The organism is Streptomyces sp. NPDC001220 (assembly GCF_053597895.1).
Genome location: NZ_JBSFJE010000013.1, coordinates 112,596 through 135,027, shown reverse-complemented (window position 1 = coordinate 135,027; position 22,432 = coordinate 112,596). Strand labels below are relative to the sequence as shown.

The 22,432-nt window shown below is 70.4% G+C and carries 18 protein-coding genes; 16 read left to right on the top strand and 2 right to left on the bottom strand.

The genetic code is table 11. The annotated features are described in order from the left end of the window. The first annotated feature begins 23 nt into the window (after nt 1-23). A complete protein-coding gene (locus tag ACWDGI_RS29280) occupies nt 24-1,991 on the top strand; it encodes a helix-turn-helix domain-containing protein (RefSeq protein WP_450763993.1) in 1,968 nt (655 codons plus the stop codon). Nucleotides 1,992-2,015: 24 nt separating this feature from the next. Here ACWDGI_RS29280 and ACWDGI_RS29275 read toward each other — a convergent pair whose 3' ends face one another. Further along, nucleotides 2,016-3,386 (bottom strand): MFS transporter, encoded by a 1,371-nt coding sequence (locus ACWDGI_RS29275; protein WP_450763991.1) that lies wholly within the window; start codon nt 3,384-3,386, stop codon nt 2,016-2,018. 316 nt (nt 3,387-3,702) lie between these two features. Between ACWDGI_RS29275 and ACWDGI_RS29270 the strand changes: the two genes are divergently transcribed. The 11 genes from ACWDGI_RS29270 (at nt 3,703) to ACWDGI_RS29220 (ending at nt 17,938) form a co-directional block, all read left to right on the top strand. Further along, nucleotides 3,703-4,413: a peptidylprolyl isomerase gene (locus ACWDGI_RS29270; protein ID WP_450763989.1), complete on the top strand. Its 711-nt coding sequence runs from the start codon at nt 3,703-3,705 to the stop codon at nt 4,411-4,413. Nucleotides 4,414-5,264: 851 nt separating this feature from the next. Next, nucleotides 5,265-5,474, top strand: a complete 210-nt coding sequence (locus ACWDGI_RS29265; protein WP_450763987.1) for a DUF6243 family protein — start codon at nt 5,265-5,267, stop codon at nt 5,472-5,474. Nucleotides 5,475-5,853: 379 nt separating this feature from the next. Then, the gene (locus ACWDGI_RS29260; RefSeq protein WP_450763985.1) at nt 5,854-6,723 is read left to right on the top strand and encodes an acyl-CoA thioester hydrolase/BAAT C-terminal domain-containing protein; all 870 of its coding nucleotides are present in this window, start codon (nt 5,854-5,856) and stop codon (nt 6,721-6,723) included. Nucleotides 6,724-7,269: 546 nt separating this feature from the next. Beyond that, nucleotides 7,270-10,869, top strand: coding sequence for a carboxylic acid reductase (gene car, locus ACWDGI_RS29255; RefSeq protein WP_450763983.1), 3,600 nt, complete (start codon nt 7,270-7,272; stop codon nt 10,867-10,869). 170 nt (nt 10,870-11,039) lie between these two features. Continuing rightward, a complete protein-coding gene (locus ACWDGI_RS29250) occupies nt 11,040-11,948 on the top strand; it encodes a LysR family transcriptional regulator (protein WP_450763981.1) in 909 nt (302 codons plus the stop codon). Nucleotides 11,949-12,205: 257 nt separating this feature from the next. Then, nucleotides 12,206-13,366, top strand: a complete 1,161-nt coding sequence (locus ACWDGI_RS29245; protein WP_450763979.1) for a CaiB/BaiF CoA transferase family protein — start codon at nt 12,206-12,208, stop codon at nt 13,364-13,366. Nucleotides 13,367-13,396: 30 nt separating this feature from the next. Continuing rightward, nucleotides 13,397-14,164: a crotonase/enoyl-CoA hydratase family protein gene (locus tag ACWDGI_RS29240; protein WP_450763977.1), complete on the top strand. Its 768-nt coding sequence runs from the start codon at nt 13,397-13,399 to the stop codon at nt 14,162-14,164. Nucleotide 14,165: 1 nt separating this feature from the next. Beyond that, entirely contained in the window at nt 14,166-14,426 is a 261-nt protein-coding gene (locus tag ACWDGI_RS29235; RefSeq protein ID WP_450763975.1) for a hypothetical protein, read from the top strand. Nucleotide 14,427: 1 nt separating this feature from the next. Further along, a complete protein-coding gene (locus tag ACWDGI_RS29230; RefSeq protein WP_450763973.1) occupies nt 14,428-15,642 on the top strand; it encodes an acyl-CoA dehydrogenase family protein in 1,215 nt (404 codons plus the stop codon). Nucleotides 15,643-15,647: 5 nt separating this feature from the next. Continuing rightward, nucleotides 15,648-16,877, top strand: a complete 1,230-nt coding sequence (locus tag ACWDGI_RS29225) for a CaiB/BaiF CoA transferase family protein (protein ID WP_450763971.1) — start codon at nt 15,648-15,650, stop codon at nt 16,875-16,877. A gap of 389 nt (nt 16,878-17,266) precedes the next feature. Then, nucleotides 17,267-17,938 (top strand): enoyl-CoA hydratase-related protein, encoded by a 672-nt coding sequence (locus ACWDGI_RS29220; protein ID WP_450763969.1) that lies wholly within the window; start codon nt 17,267-17,269, stop codon nt 17,936-17,938. 240 nt (nt 17,939-18,178) lie between these two features. Here ACWDGI_RS29220 and ACWDGI_RS29215 read toward each other — a convergent pair whose 3' ends face one another. Beyond that, entirely contained in the window at nt 18,179-19,099 is a 921-nt protein-coding gene (locus ACWDGI_RS29215; RefSeq protein ID WP_450764355.1) for a LysR family transcriptional regulator, read from the bottom strand. Nucleotides 19,100-19,236: 137 nt separating this feature from the next. Between ACWDGI_RS29215 and ACWDGI_RS29210 the strand changes: the two genes are divergently transcribed. From ACWDGI_RS29210 to ACWDGI_RS29195, 4 genes are all read left to right on the top strand, one after another. Then, a complete protein-coding gene (locus ACWDGI_RS29210) occupies nt 19,237-19,320 on the top strand; it encodes a putative leader peptide (RefSeq protein WP_350760414.1) in 84 nt (27 codons plus the stop codon). 148 nt (nt 19,321-19,468) lie between these two features. Then, a complete protein-coding gene (sfnG, locus tag ACWDGI_RS29205) occupies nt 19,469-20,590 on the top strand; it encodes a dimethylsulfone monooxygenase SfnG (protein ID WP_450763967.1) in 1,122 nt (373 codons plus the stop codon). Between the two features lie 59 nt (nt 20,591-20,649). Then, entirely contained in the window at nt 20,650-21,204 is a 555-nt protein-coding gene (gene ssuE, locus ACWDGI_RS29200; protein WP_450763965.1) for an NADPH-dependent FMN reductase, read from the top strand. Nucleotides 21,205-21,208: 4 nt separating this feature from the next. Then, a complete protein-coding gene (locus tag ACWDGI_RS29195) occupies nt 21,209-22,393 on the top strand; it encodes an SfnB family sulfur acquisition oxidoreductase (RefSeq protein WP_450763963.1) in 1,185 nt (394 codons plus the stop codon). Nucleotides 22,394-22,432 lie beyond the last annotated feature (39 nt).

The window sequence follows — 22,432 nt, the reverse complement described above, 5'->3', positions numbered from 1 at the left end:
TGGCGATGCGGAATCCTGTGACCATGTCGCGCAATCACGTGCAGTCCGCCAGGCGGCCGGCCCCGGCAGAAGCGGTCGGCGCCCTCGCCGAGGGTGCCGAGGTGCTCTCCGGTGCCGAGTCTGCCTACCTCGAACTGCTGGCCAGGGGCGCCGCGGCGGAGGCCTACGAGCAGCCGCTGCTGGTCGCCCGTGCCGAAGGCAGCCCGCCCGAGCGGATCGCCGCACTGGAGCGGGCCAGACTCCTCGCGCTGCGGGTCCGCACCGAGCTGGAGGGCAGACGACGGCGGGAGGCCGAGCTGTCCGCGCTCTTCGAGACCGCGCACGACCTGGCGGGACTGCGGGACGTGGACGCCGTACTCCAGGCGATCGTCCAGCGCGCCCGCTCCCTGCTCGGCACGGATGTCGCCTACCTGAGCCTCAACGACCCGGCGCGCGGCGACACCTACATGCGGGTCACCGAGGGCTCCGTCGCGGCGCGCTTCCAGCAGCTGCGGCTCGGCATGGGGGAGGGGCTCGGCGGGCTCGTCGCACAGACCGCGCGGCCCTACGTCACCGACGACTACTTCAAGGACGACCGCTTCCAGCACACCCTCACCATCGACGCCGGGGTGCGCGACGAGGGCCTGGTCGCCATCCTCGGGGTGCCGCTCATGCTGGGGCCGCACGTCATCGGCGTGCTGTTCGCGGCGGACCGGCGGGCGCGGGTCTTCGAACGGGAGCAGATCGCGCTGCTCGGTTCCTTCGCCGCGCTGGCCGCGGCCGCCATCGACGGGGCGAACTTGCTCACGGAGACCCGTTCGGCCATGGCCGGCCTGGAGCGGGCCAACGAGATCATCAAGGACCGCAGCGCCGTGATCGAACGGGCCTCGGACGTCCACGACCGGCTCGCCGAACTCGTGCTGCGCGGCGGCGGAGTCCATGACGTGGCCGCAGCCGTCTCCCAAGTCCTCGGCGGCATCGTGGAGTTCACCGAAACCACGGACGCTCGCTCGCTGGCGACCTCGCGCACGGAAGGGCACGCGGTCCGGCACGGCGCCGACTGGATCGCCGCGGTCGCCGCCGGCGGCGAGCTGCTCGGCGCGCTGGTGCTGCGCGGCCACCCCGGCCTGGACCCCGTCGACCAGCGCACCCTGGAACGCGCCGCCATGGTCACCTCACTGCTCCTGCTGGCCCGCCGCTCCGCCGCCGAGGCCGAACAGCGCGTGCGCGGCGAGCTGCTGGACGACCTCCTCGACGCCCGCGACCGCGACCCGCGCCAACTACGCGACCGCGCCGCCCGGTTGAACGCCGACCTCGACGCCACCCATGTCGTGCTGGCCGCCCGGCTGGACGGTCCGGCGGCCACCGCCGAGGACGAGGCGGCCGCCCGCCGCCGGCTCTGGTCGGCCGCCTCCCACCTGGCCACCACCCGGCACGGCCTGGCCGCGGCCCGCGACGGCGGCACCGTCCTGCTGCTGCCCCTCGACCTCGGCGACACCGCCGCCGATGTGGCCCGGCGCACCGCCCGCCACCTCGGCACCGCCGTCCACCAGCCGGTGACCGTCGGCGCCTCCGCGCCCGTCGCCGATCTCACCGCCAGGCCCGACACCGTGGCCGCCGGCTATGCCGAGGGCCGCCGCTGCCTCGACGTGCTCCACCTCCTCGGCCGGGGCGGGGACGGCGCCGCCGCCGAGGACTTCGGCTTCCTCGGGCTGCTCCTCGCCGGCGAACGGGACGTCGCCGGATTCGTCGAACGCACCATCGGCCCGGTCGTCGCGTACGACGCACGGCGCGGCACGGAGCTGCTGCGCACCCTCGACGCCTACTTCGCCTGCGGGATGAGCCCCGCCCGCACCAAGGACGACCTCCATGTCCACGTGAACACGGTGGCGCAGCGGCTCGAGCGGGTGGCCCACCTCCTGGGCGACGACTGGCAGAGCCCCGCACGTGTCCTGGAGATCCAACTGGCGCTGCGCCTGCACCGGCTGGTGGCGCCGGCGGAGCGCCGCTGATCCCCGGGAACCAGCGGCGCACGCTCACCCGGTGTGCGCGTCGGCCCTGCTGCCCGTCGTCACGGTCCCGGTGCCGTCGTCGGCCAGGTCCCGCCGCCGGGTCTCCTTCGCCGCGGCCACCGCGACCAGGGTGAGCAGCGAGGCCGCGATCACGTACAGGGCGATGGGGGTCGAGCTGCCGTAGTCGGACAGGAGAGCGGTGGCGATCAGCGGAGCCGGTGCCCCGGCGGCGACGGAGGCGAACTGGGCGCCGACGGAGGCTCCTGAGTAGCGCATCCGGGTCGCGAACATCTCGGAGAAGAAGGCGGCCTGGGGCGCGTACATCGCGCCGTGCAGCACCAGACCGACGGTCACCGCCAGCACCAGGTACCCGAACCGCCCGGTGTCCACCAGGGCGAAGAACGGGAACATCCACAGCCCGATCCCGGCCGCGCCCAGCAGGTAGACCGGCCGCCGCCCGACCCGGTCGGAGAGCGCGCCCCACGCCGGGATCACGGCGAAGTGCACGGCGGAGCCGATGAGCACGGCGTTCAGCGCGGTCTGCTTGGAGACATCGGCGGACGTGGTGGCGTACACGAGGATGAAGGCGGTGATGACGTAGTAGCTGATGTTCTCCGCCATCCGCGCGCCCATCGCCACCAGCACATCACGCCAGTGGTGCCGCAACACCGACACGAGCGGCGGCTGTTCGGGCGCTCCGGCACTCCGGCGGGCCTCGGACCGTGCCAACGCCTCGCGGAACACGGGCGATTCGTCGACGGAGAGGCGGACCCACAGACCGACGACCACCAGGACACCGGAGAGCAGGAACGGGATCCGCCAGCCCCAGCTCACGAAGGCGTCGTCCGACAGCACGGCGGTGAGCAGCGACAGCACACCGGTCGCGAGCAACTGCCCGGCCGGCGCCCCGGTCTGCGGCCACGACGCCCAGAACCCGCGCCGGCGCGCGTCCCCGTGCTCGGACACCAGCAGCACGGCGCCACCCCACTCGCCGCCGAGCGCGAATCCCTGCACCAGCCGCAGCAGGGTCAGCAGCACGGGCGCCGCGCTGCCCACCGTGGCATGCGTGGGCAGCAGTCCGATGGCGAAGGTCGCCCCGCCCATCAGCAGCAGGCTCAGCACCAGCAGCCGCTTGCGCCCCAGCCGGTCCCCGTAGTGCCCGAACACCAGCGCGCCGAGCGGCCGGGCCGCGAACCCGACGGCGTAGGTCAGGAACGACAGCAGTGTGCCGACGAGCGGGTCGGAGCCTGGAAAGAACAGCTTGTTGAAGACGAGGGCGGCCGCGGAGCCGTACAGGAAGAAGTCGTACCACTCGATGGTGGTGCCGATGAGGCTGGCTACGACGATGCGCCTGAGGTTCGCGGGTGGTGGGGGAGCGGTGGTTCCGGAGGCCATGTGCGCCACTTCCTCGTTTGCCGTGGGGACGGGTACGTGTCGGCACACGGTAGGAAGATGCAGGTCAGGGGCACATGTGGTGGGGCAACATAGTTCGAGGGTTGGCTATGCGTGCGGCCACCATGTCGGCGCACGGATGGGCGGTTGAGGGGGTCGAAGGTGGTCGAAACGAGAAGTGGCCCGCGGCCGTGGGCCGAAGGCGGGGAGGCGAATGTGGCTTGCGGGCGGGTTCTCGCCGGCCGGGACGCGCCTTAGGCTGCGACCGCTCCGAAATCTGGCGATCTTTTGGAGGGTGTGCAGGATGAACCGAGCTCTCATGACCGCATGGGCGGCAGCAGCGTTGGTCGTGTCCGGGGGCAGCACCACCGCCTCCGCTTACGATGCCCCGCCGCGAACCACGCACGGTCCTTGCCAGTACACGCAGACCCCGGACGAGCCGGCGGCGCGGCGGGTTCCCCTGCCGCCCGACCCGCGGCACACCCCCAGTCACGGTACGGTCGGTATGGCTGTCCGGACCAGCCAGGGCCCGCTCCCGCTGAGTCTGGACCGGGCAAAGGCGCCGTGCACGGTCCAGAGCTTCGTGCACCTGGCGCGGCACCGGTTCTACGACCGTACGGTGTGCCATCGGCTGACGGCGTATCCGACGCTGAAGGTCCTGCAGTGCGGCGACCCGACCGGCACGGGCGAGGGTGGGCCGGGGTACGAGTACAAGGACGAGCTGCCGGTGGACCTGCCGCCGGCACCGAGCGATCCGACCGGCGTCCGTCGCCTTTACGGGCGCGGTTTGCTGGCGATGGCCAACGCCGGTCCGGACACGAACGGTTCGCAGTTCTTCGTCGTCTACGGCGACTCCGCGCTGCGACCCAACTACACGGTGTTCGGCACTGTCGGTGCCGTCGGCCTGAAGACGCTCGACAAGATCGCTGCTGGTGGTATCGAGCCAACTACGCAGGACCCGGCGCCTGTCGACGGCACGCCCGTGCTGCGGACCGAGCTGCTCAACGTCCGGCCGTCCTGCCGGCCCTGATGAACTGCGGTGCGGTCACCGTGGGTCCAGCGTGCCTGGTCACACGGTGATGTGAAGGAGCCGTTGCCGACGTCTTCCCAGGTGACGTCGCCGATGCGGTCGTAGAAGGTGACCGGGTCAGCTGGGAGGAGGTTCACCTGTGGGCCAGGCCGCCGCCGTTCGTGCCGATGACCACTTGCCCTCCTAGGATCTTCGTGGAGCGACTTCTGGGAGCGGAGTATGGTGCGGGCCCTACGCCGCCGAGGACTGGTTCACGCGGCCGGCACGGTGGCGCCCGCTGCAGCGCGAGCGTGGTTCGGCGAAACGCGGCGGACGCCGTACGGCGAGCGCTGAGCTGCGGGCCGCAGGCCGCCTGCGTTCGCGACGTCGTGCACGACTGGTGGCGCGATCTCCCCGGCCACTGGATCCCCTTCGTCCCTTGGCCGCCGCAGGCATGGATGCCTACGCCTCCTGGCCGAAGGACCGGCGGCGGCTTTTATCAAGTCGCCGCCGGGCCTGCGGAAGCGCAGGACAAGCAGCCGTATTCGTGAGCCCGTAACGCGAGCCGGGCCACGTTCTTCGCTTCGCTTCGGCGTGGCAAGGGCGTGACAGGAATGGCGATGCAGAGCCCCCGCTGGGTCTGGAAGGAAGCGGCTGCCCCTGGGCGCTCACCGAAGGCCCGGCCGGCGCCGAGACGGCGAAGAACTTGGTATGCGGAGCCGACGGGACCAGGTAACGTCTTGCTCATGTTCTTCCAGACGCCGATTTACGAGTGAGAGCGTGACGGGCCCCTGCTGACTTCCCTCGACGTCGCCGTGCCCGTCCCCCACCGATGAATCCGTAGATCACTTCACACCATTCCGGGAGAACCCGTGAGCAAGAACATCAACAACCCCGTGGGCATGGGCGGCGGCCAGCGCAAGAAGCTGTCCCGCGCCGAACGGCAGAACAACGGTCCGTACCGCAACCTCGACCGCCAGGGTGCCGCCGACCAGAAGGCGGAGCTGGTGCGCAAGATGCGCGAGAAGACAGGCACAGCCGAGGGCACCGGGCAGACGGGCGACAACACCGCACAGAGCTGACGCACCGCCACCGCAGGGCGGCACCGCACGGGGCAGGGTCCGGACCGCGACACGTGGTCCGGACCCTGCTGACGTACCGGGCGCGGCCTGCCCCGCTCAGCGCTCGGCCGCGCACCCGCATCTCAGCCGGCCAACCGGGGCAGCCGCAGATTCAGGAGCCCCGTCACCGCCACCACCCCGAGCTGTACCAGCAGCGTCACTCACCACCAGCGCGTTCCCCGCGCCCGGCCCGGGCGACACCGCCTCGCTGAGTTGGCCGGCGTCGACGCGCGCCAGCGGGCCTCTTCGCTGCACACATCACGAACGTCGTGCCCACTCTCGAGCACGTGGGGTGGCTCCTGGGATGATCTCCGGTACGAGTCCACCACGAGGGGGTCCAGTGGAGATCACCGAGTACGCGATCAATGCGCACTGTGAGGGCGTGATGGTGGAACCCGTCGGAGGCAGCACGGTGGGTGTGCTGGTGCTCGCGGGTTCGAGTGGTCGCATCGAAACCGACCGCTGCCGCCTGCTCGCGCGCACCGGGATGACTGCGCTGTCGATCCGCTGGTTCGGCGGCGAAGGGCAACCCGCGGGGATCTGCGAGATTCCACTGGAGACCTTCTGTACCGCGATCAGTCTGTTGCGGGCCAAGGGGGCAGAGAGGACAGGTGTGCTAGGGGTGTCCAAGGGCGCTGAAGCCGCCCTGCTTCTCGCCATCCACGATCCGCGTGTTGATGCAGTGGTCGCGTTGTCGCCCACCTCTGTCGTCTGGGCGAACGTCGGCCCCGGTTCCGACGGGAAGACCTATCCCTATCGCTCGTCGTGGACGTGGAGGGAGAAGCCTGTCCCGTTCGTCTCCTACGACGACAGTTGGTCTCCCGAGGAAGCGGAAGGGGAACCAACTGCCTACCGAACGCACTACGAGCGCAGTCGGCAGACCTTTGAGGAGGCGGCGCGGCAGGCCGTCATCCCGATCGAGCAGTCCGCCGCTGAGATTCTGCTCGTGGCGGGTGGCGACGATGAAATGTGGCCGTCGTTGGTGTTCGCGCAGGAGTTGGCGTCACGTCGCGCTTCGGCGGGACGCACTGCCAAGATCGTCAGCACGGCCGAGGCCGGGCATCGCCCGCGGTTGCCAGGGGAAGGGCCGGCCGCCCCTTCCCCTCGGTTCCGCTACGGAGGTACTGCAGCGGCTGACGCCGACCTCGGTGCGAAGGCATGGCCTGACATCGTGGGCGTGCTCGCCGGACCCGTGGTCCTGGGGAGGTGATCAGGCCGGCCTGGTGTCAGGCGACGTTCGCCTTGGCCACGACCTGGCGACGGCGCTCGTCGGCGGCGTACGGGCGTTCCTCCGGCTCGGCGTGGGTGCTCACGTCGGCTTCGGCCCCGGACAACATCGCGACCAGCGAAAAGCCGCAACCAGTCATATATTGCACTCTCACTGGTCAAAGGCTCGGATCCGAGCCCGCAGCGCGGGTGGCCCCGTCGCCCGCACCCTGGCCCCCCTCGCTGTTGTCCGCGTCCTCGATCGGCCGGGATGTCCGCGTTCCGGTCCGGGATGCTGCCGCTGCCGCCCTGGGCATTCGCACCGGTAGTGATCAGGAACCCGATTCCGGAGGTCCGAGCGCCGCCCGCCCCGACCTGCCTTCCCGCGCCCTCGGCGCCTGACCGGACCGCCGGTCCGGATTCCCGTCACCGTTCCCGCTGGGCGTCGCGCCGGCCGTCCGTCGGTCGATGCGACGCCCGCAGCCGATGTGATGGCCCTCTCATCTGACGATACAGTTGCATATCGGCACAAAAGCCGTACTGCGAGGGGATGGCCATGGCGCGTGGTTCGCGGGCTCCGACGGGCGACAACGGCGGGACGACAGACCCCCGAGAGGAGCGCCGGGCCGCTCAGTTGTGTGTCGGTGACCAGCAGCTTCGCGAGGCCCTGCCACTCGAGTCGGTCGCTCAGGCCATTCGGCGGCCGGGACAGTCCGTGGCCTCGATGACGGCCATGGTCATGGATGCCTACGCCGACCGGCCCGCCTTGGGTGAACGCGTCCGGGAAACGGTCACCGACCCGGCCGCCGACCGGACGGAACTGCGGCTGCTGCCGCGGTTCGACATGATCACCTACCGCGAGCTCGGCGACCGTACCGAGGCGGTCGCGGCGGAGTGGTACCACGACGAGCACAATCCCGTGCGCCAGGGCGACTTCGTGTGCGTTCTCGGCGGCACCAGCGCTGAACAAGCGGTGATCGACCTGGCGTGCTCCCGGCTGGCCGCGGTCTGTGTGCCCCTGCAGGGCAGCACGTCCACGGCCGGCCTCGTGGCGATCCTCGCGGAGACCGGGCCGCATCTGCTCGCCGTCAGCATCGACGTGCTGGACACCGCGGTCGACCTGGCCCTCGACAGTCCGACGGTCGCGAGGGTGGTCGTGTTCGACCACCGCCCGGACGCCGATGACGAGCGCACGAGGATCGAGGACGCGCGCCGCCGGCTCGCCCAGGCCGGCCGGCGGACGTCATTCGACCCGCTGGACGACGTGATCGAACGCGGTCGTGCCCTGCCCGCCGCGCCCATGCCGGAACCCGACCCGGACCGGCTGGGTCTGCTCGTCTACACCTCGGGCAGCACCGGCACGCCGAAGGGTGCGGAATACACCGAACGCCTGGTCTGCCGTATGTGGGAGAGCTGGTTCGACACTGCCGACAGGCCGTGCGTCACCGTCAACTACATGCCGTTGAGTCACCTCTTCGGGCGGACGGCACTGTTCAGCACGTTGGCCCGCGGCGGCATCAACCACTTCGTCGCCCGCAGCGACCTGTCCACCCTTTTCGAGGACATCGGCCTGGCCCGCCCCACCGAACTCCTCCTCGTGCCCCGCGTGTGCGACATGCTCCACCAGCGCTTCCGCAGCGCGTTGGACGACGCGGGCAACGTGGACGAGGCGGGGAGGACCGAGGAGATCAAGGCGTGGCTGCGCGAGGAGTTCCTCGGCGGCCGGGTGATGTGGGCCGCGGTGGGTTCCGCGCCCCTGTCCACCGAGATGAGGGAGTTCGTCGAGTCGGTCCTCGACCTCCCCCTGCACGACGGCTACGGCTCCACCGAGGCGGGCCCGATCACCGTGGACCACAGAGTGGGCAGGCCGCCCGTCCTGGAGTACAAGCTGGTGGACGTGCCCGAACTGGGCTACATGCTCACCGACATGCCGTATCCGCGCGGCGAGCTGCTGGTCAGGTCGGAGACGCTCATCCCCGGCTACTACAAGCGCCCCGACGTGACCGCCGACGTCTTCGACGCGGACGGCTTCTACCACACCGGTGACGTGATGGCCGAGGTCGGGCCGGACGAGCTGGTCTACGTCGACCGCCGCAAGAACGTGCTCAAGCTGGGCCAGGGCGAGTTCGTCGCGCTGTCCCGCGTGGAGGCCGCCTTTGCCACCGACCCGCTGGTGCGGCAGATCTTCGTCTACGGCAACAGCGAACGTTCGTACCTGCTCGCCGTGATCGTGCCCCCCGAGGACGCGCTGCGGGACGACGGCGATCTCCCGGCGCGGCTGCACGAGTCGCTGCGGCGGACCGCCGCCGAAGCCGGCCTCAACGCCTATGAGATCCCCCGCGACTTCCTGATCGAGACCGAACCCTTCAGCACCGACAACGGTCTGCTGTCCGATACGCGCAAGCTGATGCGCCCCCGACTGACCAGTCGTTACGGCCCGCGGCTGGAACAGCTCTACACCGAACTGGCCGACCGGGAGAGCGCCGCGCTGACCGAGCTGCGTCACCGCGGCGCCGACCGGCCGGTGCTCGACACCGTGCTCAAGGCCGTCGGGGCGGTACTGGGCGGCCAGGACTTCGCCGACCCGGACGCGCACTTCACCGAACTCGGCGGGGACTCCCTGTCCGCGCTCACCCTGTCGGAGCTGCTGGGGCAGATCTTCGGGTTCGAGGTGTCGGTCGGCGTCCTCATCAGCCCCGCCAACAACCTCCGGAAGGTCGCGGAACACATCGAGTCCGAACGGGACTCCGGCTCCCGGCGGCCGACGTTCGCCTCCGTGCACGGCGCGGGCAGCACCCGGGTCGAGGCCGCCGACCTGACCCTGGACCGGTTCATCGACGCCCGGACTCTCGCCGCCGCGCCCACGCTGCCGCTGCCCGAGGCGCCCGTGCGCACCGTCCTGATGACCGGTGCCAACGGCTATCTGGGCCGCTTCATGGCCCTGGACCAGATGGAACGGCTGGCACCCACCGGCGGCCGGCTGATCTGCATCGTGCGCGGCGCGGACGCCGAGGCCGCGTGGCAGCGGCTGGAGTCCGTCTACGACAGTGACCCCGAGCTGCTCGCCCGCTTCAGGGAGCTGGCCCGCGGACACCTGGAGGTGCTGGCCGGCGACATCGGCGAGGTCGGCCTGGGCCTGGACGAGACGACCTGGCAGCGGCTGGCCGACACCGTCGACCAGATCGAGCACCCGGCCGCGCTGGTCAATCACGTGCTGCCGTACGAGCAGTTGTTCGGACCCAACGTGGTCGGCACCGCCGAGCTGATCCGCCTGGCGATCACCGGCCGCATGAAACCGGTCACGTTCCTGTCGACGGTCGCGGCCCTCGTCGGCCCGCTGTCGTCGGCCGACGAGGACGCCGACATCAGGACCGTCAGCCCGCTGCGGGAGCTCGGCGACGGCTACGCCAACGGGTACGCGACCAGCAAGTGGGCCGGCGAGGTGTTGCTGCGGGAGGCGCACGACCTGTGCGGTCTGCCGGTCGCCGTCTTCCGGTCGGACCTGATCCTCGCGCACACCCGGTACGCCGGCCAGCTCAACGTGCCCGACGTGTTCACCCGTCTGCTGTTCAGCGTGATCGCCACCGGCATCGCACCGGACTCCTTCTACCGCCTCGACGCCCAGGGCCACCGCCAGGCGGCCCACTACAACGGACTGCCGGTCGACTTCACCGCGGAGGCCGTCGACGCCCTCGGCGCACGGGCGACCCGCGGTTACCGGACGTTCAACGTGTTCAACCCGCACGCCGACGGGATCTCGATGGACAGCTTCGTGGACTGGCTGATCGAGGCCGGCTACTCCCTCACGAGGATCCACGACTACGACGAGTGGTTCGCCCGGTTCGAGACCGCGATCCGGGCCATGCCGGACCAGCAGAAGCAGTACTCGGTGCTGCCCCTGCTGCACGCCTTCGCCCGGCCCGCGGCGGCGGTCAACGGCGCGGGCTTCCCCACGGAACGCTTCCAGGAGGCGGTGCGCGCCGCGGGGGTGGGCCCGGACAAGGACGTCCCGCACCTCGGCCGGGAGCTGATCCGCAAGTACGCGAGGGATCTGCGGACGCTGGGCATGCTGTCGCCCCCCGGGCCGGACGCCGTGGACGCCGTCGAGGGGTCTCTCATGAATCAGGGTCCGGCCCGTGATCGACGGTAACGCTGCGTGGTGTGCACCGGATGAGGATGCGGTGGCGGAGCAGGGGGAACCCGGTACGGCCGTGCGTCTGGCGCGTGATCTCTCGGTGCGGGTGTCGATGCCCTCGGTGCCGGGTTCGGTGCTCTGCCGCTCCCCGAAAACGGACCGGGGGCAGGGGTTAACGTGACTGAGTGGAGATATTCCATTTGCGATATTTCGTGGCGGTCGCCGAGGAGCTGAACTTCTCCGCGGCGGCCCGCCGACTGCACATGGCCACCTCGCCGCTGAGCCAGCGGATCAGGGACCTCGAGCGGGAGCTCGACCAGCGGCTGTTCGAGCGCGACACGCATCGCGTCTCGCTCACGCCCGCGGGTGAGGCGCTGCTGCCGATCGCCCGGAACGTACTGGACGAGTTCAACTCCATTCCGTGGCGGCTGCGCGAGGTGACCCGGGCCGAGCGCAGCACCATGTTCGTGGGCATCCCTCCCGGAGTGCACCCCGCGCTCAGGTCGCTCGTCGACACGCTTGCCGAGCGCGTCGGTGAGACGTGCGAGCTCCTGCGCTGGCCCGGCAGCTCCAAAGCCCTGGTCGTCGGTGTGCACGAGGGCAGACTCCCGTTCGCGCTGGTCCATCTGCCGATCAGTGATCCGGCACTCGACCAGCTGTCCGTCCTGTCGGAGCGGCTGGGAGCGTTGGTGCCGGCCGATCGGTTCGCCGGGCGGGACTCCGTGACGCTGACCGAACTGGCCGACCTCCGTTTCGTCGTCCCGCCCAAGGAGATCGGCCTCGCCTATTTCGATCAGCTCGACCGGGAAATGGCTGAGCGGGGTATCAAAAGACGCATCACATTGACCGACACCGGGTACGGCGGAGTCGCTGAAATTGTTTCCAGCGGGATTGCTTTCTATTTCACGATAATGGACCCGGAAAGCCCCATGCACGGCTACGCGCAGGCGAATACAAAGGTTCTGCCGTTCACGGACTTCAAGCCGCTGCTGGAGACCGTGCTGATCTGGCGCCGCGACCGGGCCCACGGCGGCGACCTCGATGAACTCGTCGAAGCGGCCCGCGAGGTCTTCGGCGCCCCGCTCCACCTCTGAACCGAGTGGCCCGCACGCGTGAGGCGCCGGTTCCGCACCCGCCGCCCAGGAGCGACCCGCCAACGCCGGGGCCCGCGCCGCCATGCGCGGCTGAGGGGATCTCCGCGTGGGGCCGCCCGAATTAAGCCCCCATGGGCCACCCATATCGGTGTGACCGCTGCGGTCACACCGATATTAGCAACTCGATAATTCCGTGATCCGCTATTCGCGGCTAGCGTTCTTTCCCATAGCCGACCAAGGCACGAAAGGACGCGGAAATGGCGGACACAGAGACCTCCGGGCCGCTCGCCGGCGTGCGGGTCATCGACCTCGCGACCGTGGTGATGGGTCCGTACGCCGCCCGGATCCTCGGAGATCTGGGCGCCGATGTCATCAAGATCGAATCCCCCACGGACTCCCTTCGGGTGGGTGAGTACCGCAACACCCCGGGCATGACCCCGCTGCACCTCAACGTCAACCGCAACAAGCGCAGCGTGACCCTCGACCTGAAGGACGACGGCGAGCACGCCCAGGCCGTGAAGCTCATCCACACCGCCGATGTGCTGATCACCAACATGCGCCCCCGCGCACTCGCCCGACTGGGCCTGACCTACGAAGACCTCGCCGCCGCCAACCCCGGCCTCGTCTACGCGCAGGCAGCGGGCTTCCGCAGCGACTCGGACCGCGCCGACATCGCCGCCTACGACGAGACCGTGCAGGCCGCCTCCGGGCTGGTGGACATCGTCAGCCGCACGCTGGGCACGCCGCTCTACCTGCCGACCATCCTCGCCGACAAGATCTGCGGCCTGACCATCGCCTGCAGCGTGCTCGCCGCCCTGGTGCACCGGAACAGGACCGGCCACGGTCAGCAGGTCGAGATCCCGATGACCGACACCATGATCGCCTTCAACCTGGTCGAGCATCTCGCAGGGCACACGTTCGAGCCGGCGTCGGGACCCACTGGCTATCCGCGGTCGCTGGCGGAGCACCACACCCCGCGACGCACCAAGGACGGTGTGGCCGCCCTGATCCCGTCCAACCCGCAGAACTACCGTGACTTCTTCGCTGCCGCCGGCCGTCCCGACCTGGTCGCCGACCCCCGGGTCAACGGCACCGTCGTCGACCCGCTCGACGCCGACGACCTGTCCGTCCTGGTCGACGAGTGCGCCCCGGCACTGACCACGGCCGAGTGGGCCGAAACATGCGCGAAGCACAGCATCGCGATGGGACCGGTACTGGACCTGGACCATGCGCACGAGGATCCCTACGTCCGCGACGGCCACCTGATCGAGACCGTCGTGCACCGGACCGAGGGCCCGGTCCGCACCACCGGCATCCCGGTGAGGTTCTCCGCCACCCCCGCCTCGATCCGCCGCCTGGCTCCCGTGCCGGGCCAGGACACCGTGGAGATCCTCGCCGAGCTGGCAGCAACCCGCTGAGCCCCACGAAACATCAGGAGAAACACAGTCATGAGCACCAAGGAAGTGCGTGTCCAGCGGGTCGGATCCACTTTGCTGATCACGATCGACCGCCCCCACGCACGAAACGCGGTGAACGCCGCCGTCGCGGCGGGACTCGCCGCGGCACTGGACGAACTGGAGGCCGACCCCGCGCTGCGGGCCGGGGTCCTGACCGGAGCGAAGGGCACCTTCAGCGCCGGCATGGACCTCAAGGCCGCCCGGATCGGCGAGTCGCCCGCGATCCCCGGCCGCGGGTTCGGCGGCCTGACCGAAGCCGAACCGACGAAGCCGCTGATCGCCGCCGTGGAGGGCCCCGCCATGGGCGGCGGGTTCGAACTGGCCCTGGCCTGCGACCTGATCGTCGCCGCCGCGGACGCGCGGTTGGGCCTGCCGGAGGTCAAGCGCGGTCTGATCGCCGGCGGGGGTGGCGTCATCCGGCTGCCCAAGCGCATCCCGTACCACCTGGCGATGGAGTTCCTGCTGACGGGTGAGCCGGTGAGCGGTGGCCGTGCCGGAGAGCTGGGCCTGGTGAACCGGGTCACCCCGCCGGGCGAGGCGGTGGCCGTCGCCCTCGAACTCGCCGACAAGGTCGCGGCCAACGCCCCGCTCGCGCTGGCCACGGTGAAGAGCGTGGTGAGGGCCGCCGAAGGCGTGCCGGAGTCGGAGGCTTTCGACATACAGCGCAAGGCGCTGGGCACGTTGATGACCTCGGCCGACGCACGCGAGGGCATGACCGCCTTCGCCGAGCGCCGCGCCCCGAAGTGGACGGGGAAGTGACATGAGGATCGAAGACGTGCGCCGTCAGGCCACCATCCAGCCGACCCGCCCGGCCTTTCCCCGCCTGGTCCGCGGCCGACCCTCGCAGGACCCCGGGGACCGGGAGCGAGTCGTCCAGGCGGTGGAGAAGACGTACGCCTCCCTGTCGTACACCGACCTCGCCGAAGCCCGCGACCGCCGGCGGCTCGCCGTCCGGCCCGTTCTGGAAGACATCCGCCACAACGAGAACCAGCTCAAGAACCGTAACAAGAAGGAGAACTGAGATGACCACCACCGCCGCACCCGTTGCTCAGCTTGACGACCAGCTCACCGCCGACTTCTACCTGTACGAGTCGCTGCTGTCGGACGAGGAGCGCAAGATACTGCTCAAGGCCCGTACGTTCATGCGGGACGAGGTCAAGCCGCTGGTCAACGACGCCTGGAGCAAGGCCGAGCTGCCTCAGGAACTGATCGAGAAGTTCCGCGGCAGCGGACTGGTCGCCCTGGCCTACGAGGGTTACGGCGAGCACCAGCCGGCCGTCAGTCACCTGCTCAGCGGGATGCTCGCCATGGAGCTGGGCCGCGTCGACGCCTCGTGCGCCACCTTCTTCGGCGTCCACAACGGGCTGGGCTTCTACTCCATCTACTACGGCGGCGACCAGGAACAGCGCGACCGGTTCCTGCCCGCCATGGCCACCATGGAGAAGATCGGCGCGTTCGCCCTGACCGAACCCGACGGCGGATCCGACGTCTCCGGCGGCATGCGCACCACCGCCAGGCGTGAGGGTGACACATGGATCCTCAACGGCGCCAAGAAGTGGATCGGCAACGCCACCTTCGCCGACTACGTGGTGGTCTTCGCGCGGGACGTGGAGGACGACAAGGTCAAGGCCTTCGTCGTCGAGAAGGGCACCCCCGGCTTCGAGCCGGTGAAGATCGAGGGCAAGATCGCGCTGCGGATCGTCCAGAACGCCGAGATCACCCTGACCGACGTCCGCGTTCCGGAGGCGAACCGGCTGCAGAACATGAAGGGCTTCCGGGATGTCGGTGAGGTCCTGCGCCAGACCCGCGGCGGCGTCGCCTGGCAGGCCCTGGGCGTCATGATCGGCGCCTACGAACTCGCCCTCGACTACGCCAAGGAGCGCGTCGCCTTCGGCCGTCCGATCGCCCAGTTCCAGCTGGTCCAGGACCTGCTGGTGAAGAGCCTGGGCAACATCACCTCCTGCTGGGGCATGCTGGTGCAGCTCGCCCGGCTGCAGGACCAGGGCATCTTCCGGGACGAACACTCCGCGCTCGCCAAGGAGTTCGTCGCGGCCCGCATGCGGGAGGTCGTCGCCTGGAGCCGCGAACTCTTCGGCGGAAACGGCATCGTCGTCGAGTACGACGTCGCCCGGTTCTTCTCCGACGCCGAGGCCCTCTACTCCTACGAGGGCACCCACCAGATGCAGACGCTCATCGTCGGCAAGTCCATCACCGGCCACAGCGCCTTCGTGGGGTGACGACCGTGACCGCCGAATCCGTCTTCACCGGCCTGAAGGTGCTCGACGCGTCGACCTTCATCGCGGCGCCCGCCGCGGCCACCATGTTCTCCGACTTCGGAGCGGACGTCATCAAGATCGAGCCCCCGGGGACGGGCGACCCCCAGCGGCGGCTGAGTTCCGTACCGCCCAGTCCGCAGGCCGAGGCGAACTACAGCTGGCACCTCGCCAACCGCAACAAGCGGGGCATGGTGCTCGACCTGAAGGCGCCGTCGGCCGTCGAGGTCCTCAAGCGGCTCGTCGAGTGGGCCGACGTGGTGATCACCAACTTCCCGCACGGCACGCGGGAGAAGCTGCACCTCGGCTACGAGGAGGTCGCGGGCTGGAACCCGCGGGTCGTCTACGCCGACCTCTCCGGCTTCGGGGACACGGGTCCCGACGCCCGGCAGCCGGGCTTCGACCTGACCGCCTTCTGGTCGCGCAGCGGACTGCTGGCCTCCACCCGCGACGCGGGCGCCCCGCCGACCGTCCCGGTCTGGGGCAGCGGCGACTACACGACGGCGATCGCCATCTACGCGGCGATCACCACCGCCCTCTACCACCGCGAGCGAACCGGACAGGGGGCCAACGTCGGGACGTCACTGCTGGCCACGGGCGTCTGGGCCACCGGAACCCTGGTGGCCGGCGCGCTCGCCGACGGCACCCCCTTCGAACTGCACGACCGCAAGGCCCCGGCGAACGCGCTGACCAACCCCTACCGGACCGCGGACGGCCGATGGATCATGCTGGCGACCTCAGCCGTGCACTGGCCGGCACTGGCGCGGGCCATCGGACGCCCGGAGCTGATCGAGGATCCCCGCTTCATGGATGTCGAGAGCGCCGTGAAGAACGCCGCCGCGCTCAGCGAGCTGCTCGACGCGGAGTTCCGCTCCCGGCCCTTCGCCGACTGGGAGGACGCCCTGGCCCGGGAGCGCGTCACCTACGGCCTCGTCCAGACACCGGAAGAGGCCGCGCGGGACCCGCAGCTGCGGGCGAACGACATCGTCGTCCCGCTGGAAGGGGTCAGCGGCTTGACGGAAACCGTCAGCAACCCGGTCAACCTCCGAGGAGTGCCGAAGGTCCCGGCCAAGCGGGCCCCGGAGCTGGGTGAGCACAACGACGAGATCCTCGCCGAACTGGGATTCGCCGCCGCCGACATCGCGCTGCTGCGGGCCAGGGGAGCGATCCCCGGCAGACCGGAAGCGGAAGCCGCTTGACGAGCACGGCGCCCGCAGCGGACCGCTTGACGAGCACGGCGCCCGCAGCGGCCGGTGTCACGCGCCACCAGCGCCGCGACGGCCTGCCGGCGGACACCGGCAATCGCCTGACAACCGGCCATGGCCCCCCGGCCGGGCGGCGCACGAGACCCGGCTGACCGACACGGTCGGCAGCAAAGAAGCCAACGGCACCTCCCCGCACGATGCGGCGGCGGGGTGCCGTTGCCATGTCCGGATGGGACGGCAAGGTGACCGCGGGTACGGATTTGACCGCTGCGGTCATACCGGTGGAAGTGATTCGGTGATTCCGTCCCGCGCAGGAAGCGCGCAGGGTGGAGTCATCGAGTCCGGCTTCGCCGTGAGGTCGGCGCCACCCCCGGGAGCAGCGCATGCCTACCCTCCACCGTCAGGAAAACGTCTTCGTACTCGATCTCGGAGACGGTGAGAATCGCTTCCATCCCGACTGGCTCACCGCCGTGGACGCCGCTCTGGACGAGGTTGACAAGGCAGAAGGGCCACGGGCCCTGGTGACCGCCGCGACGGGCAAGTTCTTCTCCAATGGCCTGGACCTGGAATGGCTGAGCGCCCACCCCGACCAGCACGAGAGCTACACCGCCTCCGTCCACAGGCTCTTCGCCCGCGTGCTGTCTCTGCCGGTCATCACCGTGGCCGCCCTGCAGGGGCACACCTTCGCCGCCGGCGCGATGCTCTCCCTCGCACACGACTTCCGTGTCATGCGCGAGGACCGCGGCTTCTGGTGTCTGCCCGAGGCCGACATCAAGATCCCCTTCACGCCCGGCATGTGCGCCCTGATCCGGTCCCGCCTGGCGCCGCAGACCGCGCACGAGGCCATGGTCACCGGTCGCCGCTACGGCGGATCGGATGCCGCGACCGTGGGCATCGTCGACCAGGCGGTCGCCGAGGACGCCGTGCGCTCCACGGCCGTGGCGATCGCCGAGGCACAGCTGAGCAAGGCCGGCGACACCCTCGGCACCATCAAGGCACGCATGTACGCCTCGGTCCTGGCCACCCTGCCCCGCACGGACGGCCTGGCCGACTGACCGCCCACGCACTCCGACACCGCACCCGGTGACGGCAACGGCCTTCAGGACGCGCTCCACGTCGGCCCAACCGGTCCTGGATGGTCATGGCCGCCATGTGAGCGCGCCGCGCGTCATCGACGTGCTCGGCGATGCTCTGGGCGGATGAGTTGCCGTACCGCCCGACGGTGATGCCGACGAGGCCGGGGGCGGCCACGCGTCGGGACGGGTGGGTGTCGGCACATGCCAGGACGAGACGGGTCAGGGTCGTCGTGCGACCCTTCCGCCCAGTTCGCGGGCCCGGTGCACGAACGCCTCCAGCAGATCCCGCGCCGCCTGCGGCACCGCCTCGGCCCGTCGGCGCTGGAGCGTCAGCACCACCTCGGTGGTGTCCCCGGCCAGCGGCCGGCACACGATCGCCCCGGCGCGCTCCAGTGGGTCCCCGACCACACTGAAGTCCGGCAGCACCGTCGCCCCGAGCCCCTCCGCGACCATCAGCTTCCCCATCTCGGCACCGTCGGTCGAATACGAGAAGACGGGGGTGCGGTCCGCCAGCAGCCGGTGCACATAGCGGTGCATCACATAGCCCGTGCGCATGGCGATCAGCTCCACGGTGAGCAGGTCCTCGACCGGGACCTCGGCCCGGCCGGCGAGCGGGCTGTCCGGCCGTACGCACACCACCGGCCGGCCGCGCAGCAGCTCGGTGGCCTCGAAGCCGGCGGGTACGTCGTCGCCGTCGAGGTGGTTCACCAGTCCCAGGTCGAAACCGCCCTCGGCGAGGCCCCGGTGGATCTCCGTCTGCTGCGCGCCCACCACCTCGACCTGGGTGACCGGATGTGTGGCCCGGAAGTCCCGCAGCACCGGGATGAGCAGCGGCACGGTCGCCGCGTTGACCGTGCCGACGCGCACCATCCGGCTGATGCGGTGCTGCTCGCCCGCCGCCACCCGCAGCCGGTCCACCGCCTCCAGCACCTCGACGATGCGCGGCAGCAACTCCTGCCCGGCGGCGCTCATGGTCGCCCCGGTGCGCTTGCGCTCCAGCAGGTCGACGCCCAGTTCCCGTTCCAGGTTCCGGACGGTCTCGCTCAACGCGGGCTGCGACAGACGCAGTTCGTCGGCCGCCCGGCGCAGTGAGCCGAGCCGGGTCACGGCCGCTATGTATTCCAGCTGTTCGGTCCGCACCCCGGCAGAATGCGTCGCCATTCGGCGCGTGTTCAAGGGTTTCCCTGTCACACGTTCGTGAAATTCAATGGTCCGCGATACGAGACCGGTCGGGTTTTCCTTGACGGCTCTCGGCGTCGGCTGCCACCATCGACGGCATGAAGATGCGACTGGACCTCACGCGGCGACGCCACGTCGACCTCGCGCGCGTCTCCAGCGCCTCCTGTTGCGCCGCGGCCTGATCACCGGCCCACGATCCGCCGCACCCGCCTTCCGCGCCCTTCCGCCTGAATTCACCGTGCCTGTGCGCCGATCGCATCGATCGTATTGAGCGCATGGTGCGCCCCTTGAATTCCGGTGTGCCCGCAAAACTCGCAACAGGAGTTCCGCATGCCCGCCGCGCCCTTGAAATTCGCCTACTGGGTCCCCAATGTCAGCGGAGGACTCGTCACCAGCAAGATCGAGCAGCGTACCGACTGGGGGTACGACTACAACCGTGAACTCGCCGTGCTCGCCGAGAACAACGGCTTCGAGTACGCGCTCAGCCAGGTCCGCTACATGGCCAGCTACGGCGCCGAGTACCAGCACGAGTCGACCGGCTTCAGCCTCGCGCTGCTGCTCGCCACCGAACGCCTGAAGGTGATCGCCGCCGTCCACCCCGGCCTCTGGCATCCGGGTGTGCTCGCCAAGTTCGGCGCCACCGCCGATCACCTCTCGAACGGCCGGTTCGCCGTGAACGTCGTGTCGGGCTGGTTCAAGGGGGAGTTCACCGCGCTCGGCGAGCCCTGGCTGGAGCACGACGAGCGCTACCGCCGGGCCGAGGAGTTCATCCGCGCCCTGCGCCAGGTCTGGACCGAGGACCACACCGAACTCGCCGGCGACTTCTACCGGTTGCGGGACTTCTCCCTCAAGCCCAAGCCGCTCAACACCCCCGAGCGCCCGCACCCCGAGATCTTCCAGGGCGGGAACTCCACCGCCGCCCGCGCCATGGCCGGCCGCGTCTCCGACTGGTACTTCTCCAACGGCAAGGACTTCGACGGGGTGACCGAGCAGATCGATGACGTCCGCAAGTCCGCCGCCGCATCGGGCCGTACGCCACCGAGGTTCGGTCTCAACGGCTTCCTCATCGCCCGCGACACCGAGGCCGAGGCCCGCGACACCCTCCGCGAGATCATCGCCAAGGCCGACAGCGAGGCCGTCGAGGGCTTCGGAGCGGCGGTGAAGCAGGCCGGCCAGTCGAGCGCGGACGGCAAGGGCATGTGGCAGGACTCCACCTTCGAGGACCTCGTCCAGTACAACGACGGTTTCCGCACCGGGCTGATCGGCACCCCCGAGCAGATCGCCGAGCGCATCGTCGCCTACAAGCAGCTCGGCGTAGACCTCTTTCTGCTCGGCTTCCTTCACTACCACGAGGAGGTCGAGTACTTCGGCAAGCGCGTGCTGCCCCTGGTCCGCGAACTGGAGGCCGGGCTCCCGGACCGCGCGCCCGAGCCCGCCCCGGCCCACGCCTGACCGTCCCCCGCCGGGCGCCCGTCCCGTACGGGTACCCGGGCTCCCAGAAAGAGGCACTCATGGCCACCGTCCTCTCCGTCTCCGGCAGCCCCTCCGCCTCCTCGCGCACCGCCCGGCTGCTGCGCCATCTGGACCAGCGGCTGATCGCCCACGGACACGAGGTCGTCCCGCTCGACATCCGCACCGTCCCCGCCGAGGCCCTGCTCGGAGCGGACTTCCGGCACCCGGCGATCGTCGAGGCGACCGAGCTGTTCGCCCGCGCCGACGGGGTCGTCGTCGGCACCCCGGTCTACAAGGCGTCGTACTCCGGTGTGCTCAAGGCCCTCCTTGACCTGCTCCCGCAGTACGCGCTCACCGGCAAGACCGTGCTGCCCCTGGCCACCGGCGGTTCCACCGCGCATGTCCTCGCCATCGACTACGCGCTCCGCCCGGTGCTCAGCTCCATGGGCGCCGCCCATATAGTCCAGGGCTGGTTCACCCTCGACAAGGACATCACCGTCCGGGAGGACGGCGCACTCGCCCTCGCACCGGCCGTCACCGAGGCGCTCCACCCGATCGTGGACCAGTTCTCGGCCGCGCTCGGCCGGCGGCCCGTCCTCGCCGCGGCGGGCTGAACCGATGACCGCGCATGTCATCACCGACGAGGCGGAGGCCCTCGCCGTCGCGGCGGCGAGGGCCGAGGAGTTCCGGTCCGGGGCGGCCGAGCGGGACGCCGAACGCCGCCTGCCCCGCGCCGAACTGGACCGCCTGTCGGCGTCGGGCCTGCTGGCCGTGACCGTCCCCGCCGAGTACGGGGGAGCGGACATCGGCGCGCCGGCCCTCGCCGAGATCTTCCGGCTGCTCGGCTCGGCCGACGCGAGCCTCGCCCAGATTCCGCAGAGCCACTTCGTGTACGTCAACGTGATCCGCCGTCAGGGAACCGAGGAGCAGCGGAAGTTCTTCTTCGCCGAGCTGCTCGCCGGCGCCCGTCTCGGGAACGCGCAGTCCGAGGCGGGCACCAAGCACGTCCAGGACATCCGGACCCGGCTGGAGCGCGCGGCCGACGGATCGTACGTGCTGCGGGGCGTCAAGCACTACTCCACCGGCGCCCTCTTCGCCGACTGGATCCCCGTCCTCGCCCGCGCCGAGGACGACAACCTGCATGTCGCGTACGTCCCCTGGGGCGCGCCCGGCCTGACCGTCGTCGACGACTGGGACGGCATGGGGCAGCGGACGACCGCCAGCGGGACGGTCCGGCTGGACGGCGTGCCCGTGCCGGCCGACCGGGTGCTGCCCCACCACCTGACCTTCCAGGGGCCGCAACTCCACGGAGCGGTGGCCCAGTTGCTGCACGCCGCCATCGACGTGGGGATCGCCGGGGCGGCGCTGGCCGAGGCGGCGGAGTTCGTGCGGACCAAGAGCCGGCCGTGGTTCGAGAGCGGCGCGGAGACCGCCGCGGAGGACCCGTTGCTGATCCAGCGGTTCGGTGAACTGGCCCTCCAGGCAAGGGCGTCCGAGGCGCTGCTGCGGGAGGGAGCCCGCGCCGTCGACGCGGCGGCCGCCCGGCTCACCGACGAGTCGGCCGCCGAGGCGTCCATCGCCGTGGCCGCCGCGAAGGTGCAGGCGGCCGAGGCGGCCGTGGCCGTCGCCGGGGCACTCTTCGAGGTGTCCGGGACCCGCTCCGCGCTCAACTCCCTGAATCTGCACCGGTACTGGCGGGACGCCCGCACCCACACCCTGCACGATCCGCCGCGCTGGAAGCTCCAGCACATCGGCCGGTACGTGCTCAGCGGCACCCTGCCGCCCCGCCACGGCCTGCTGTGACGCCCCAGGGCCCCTGTCGCTCGATCGGAGAAACCCCTC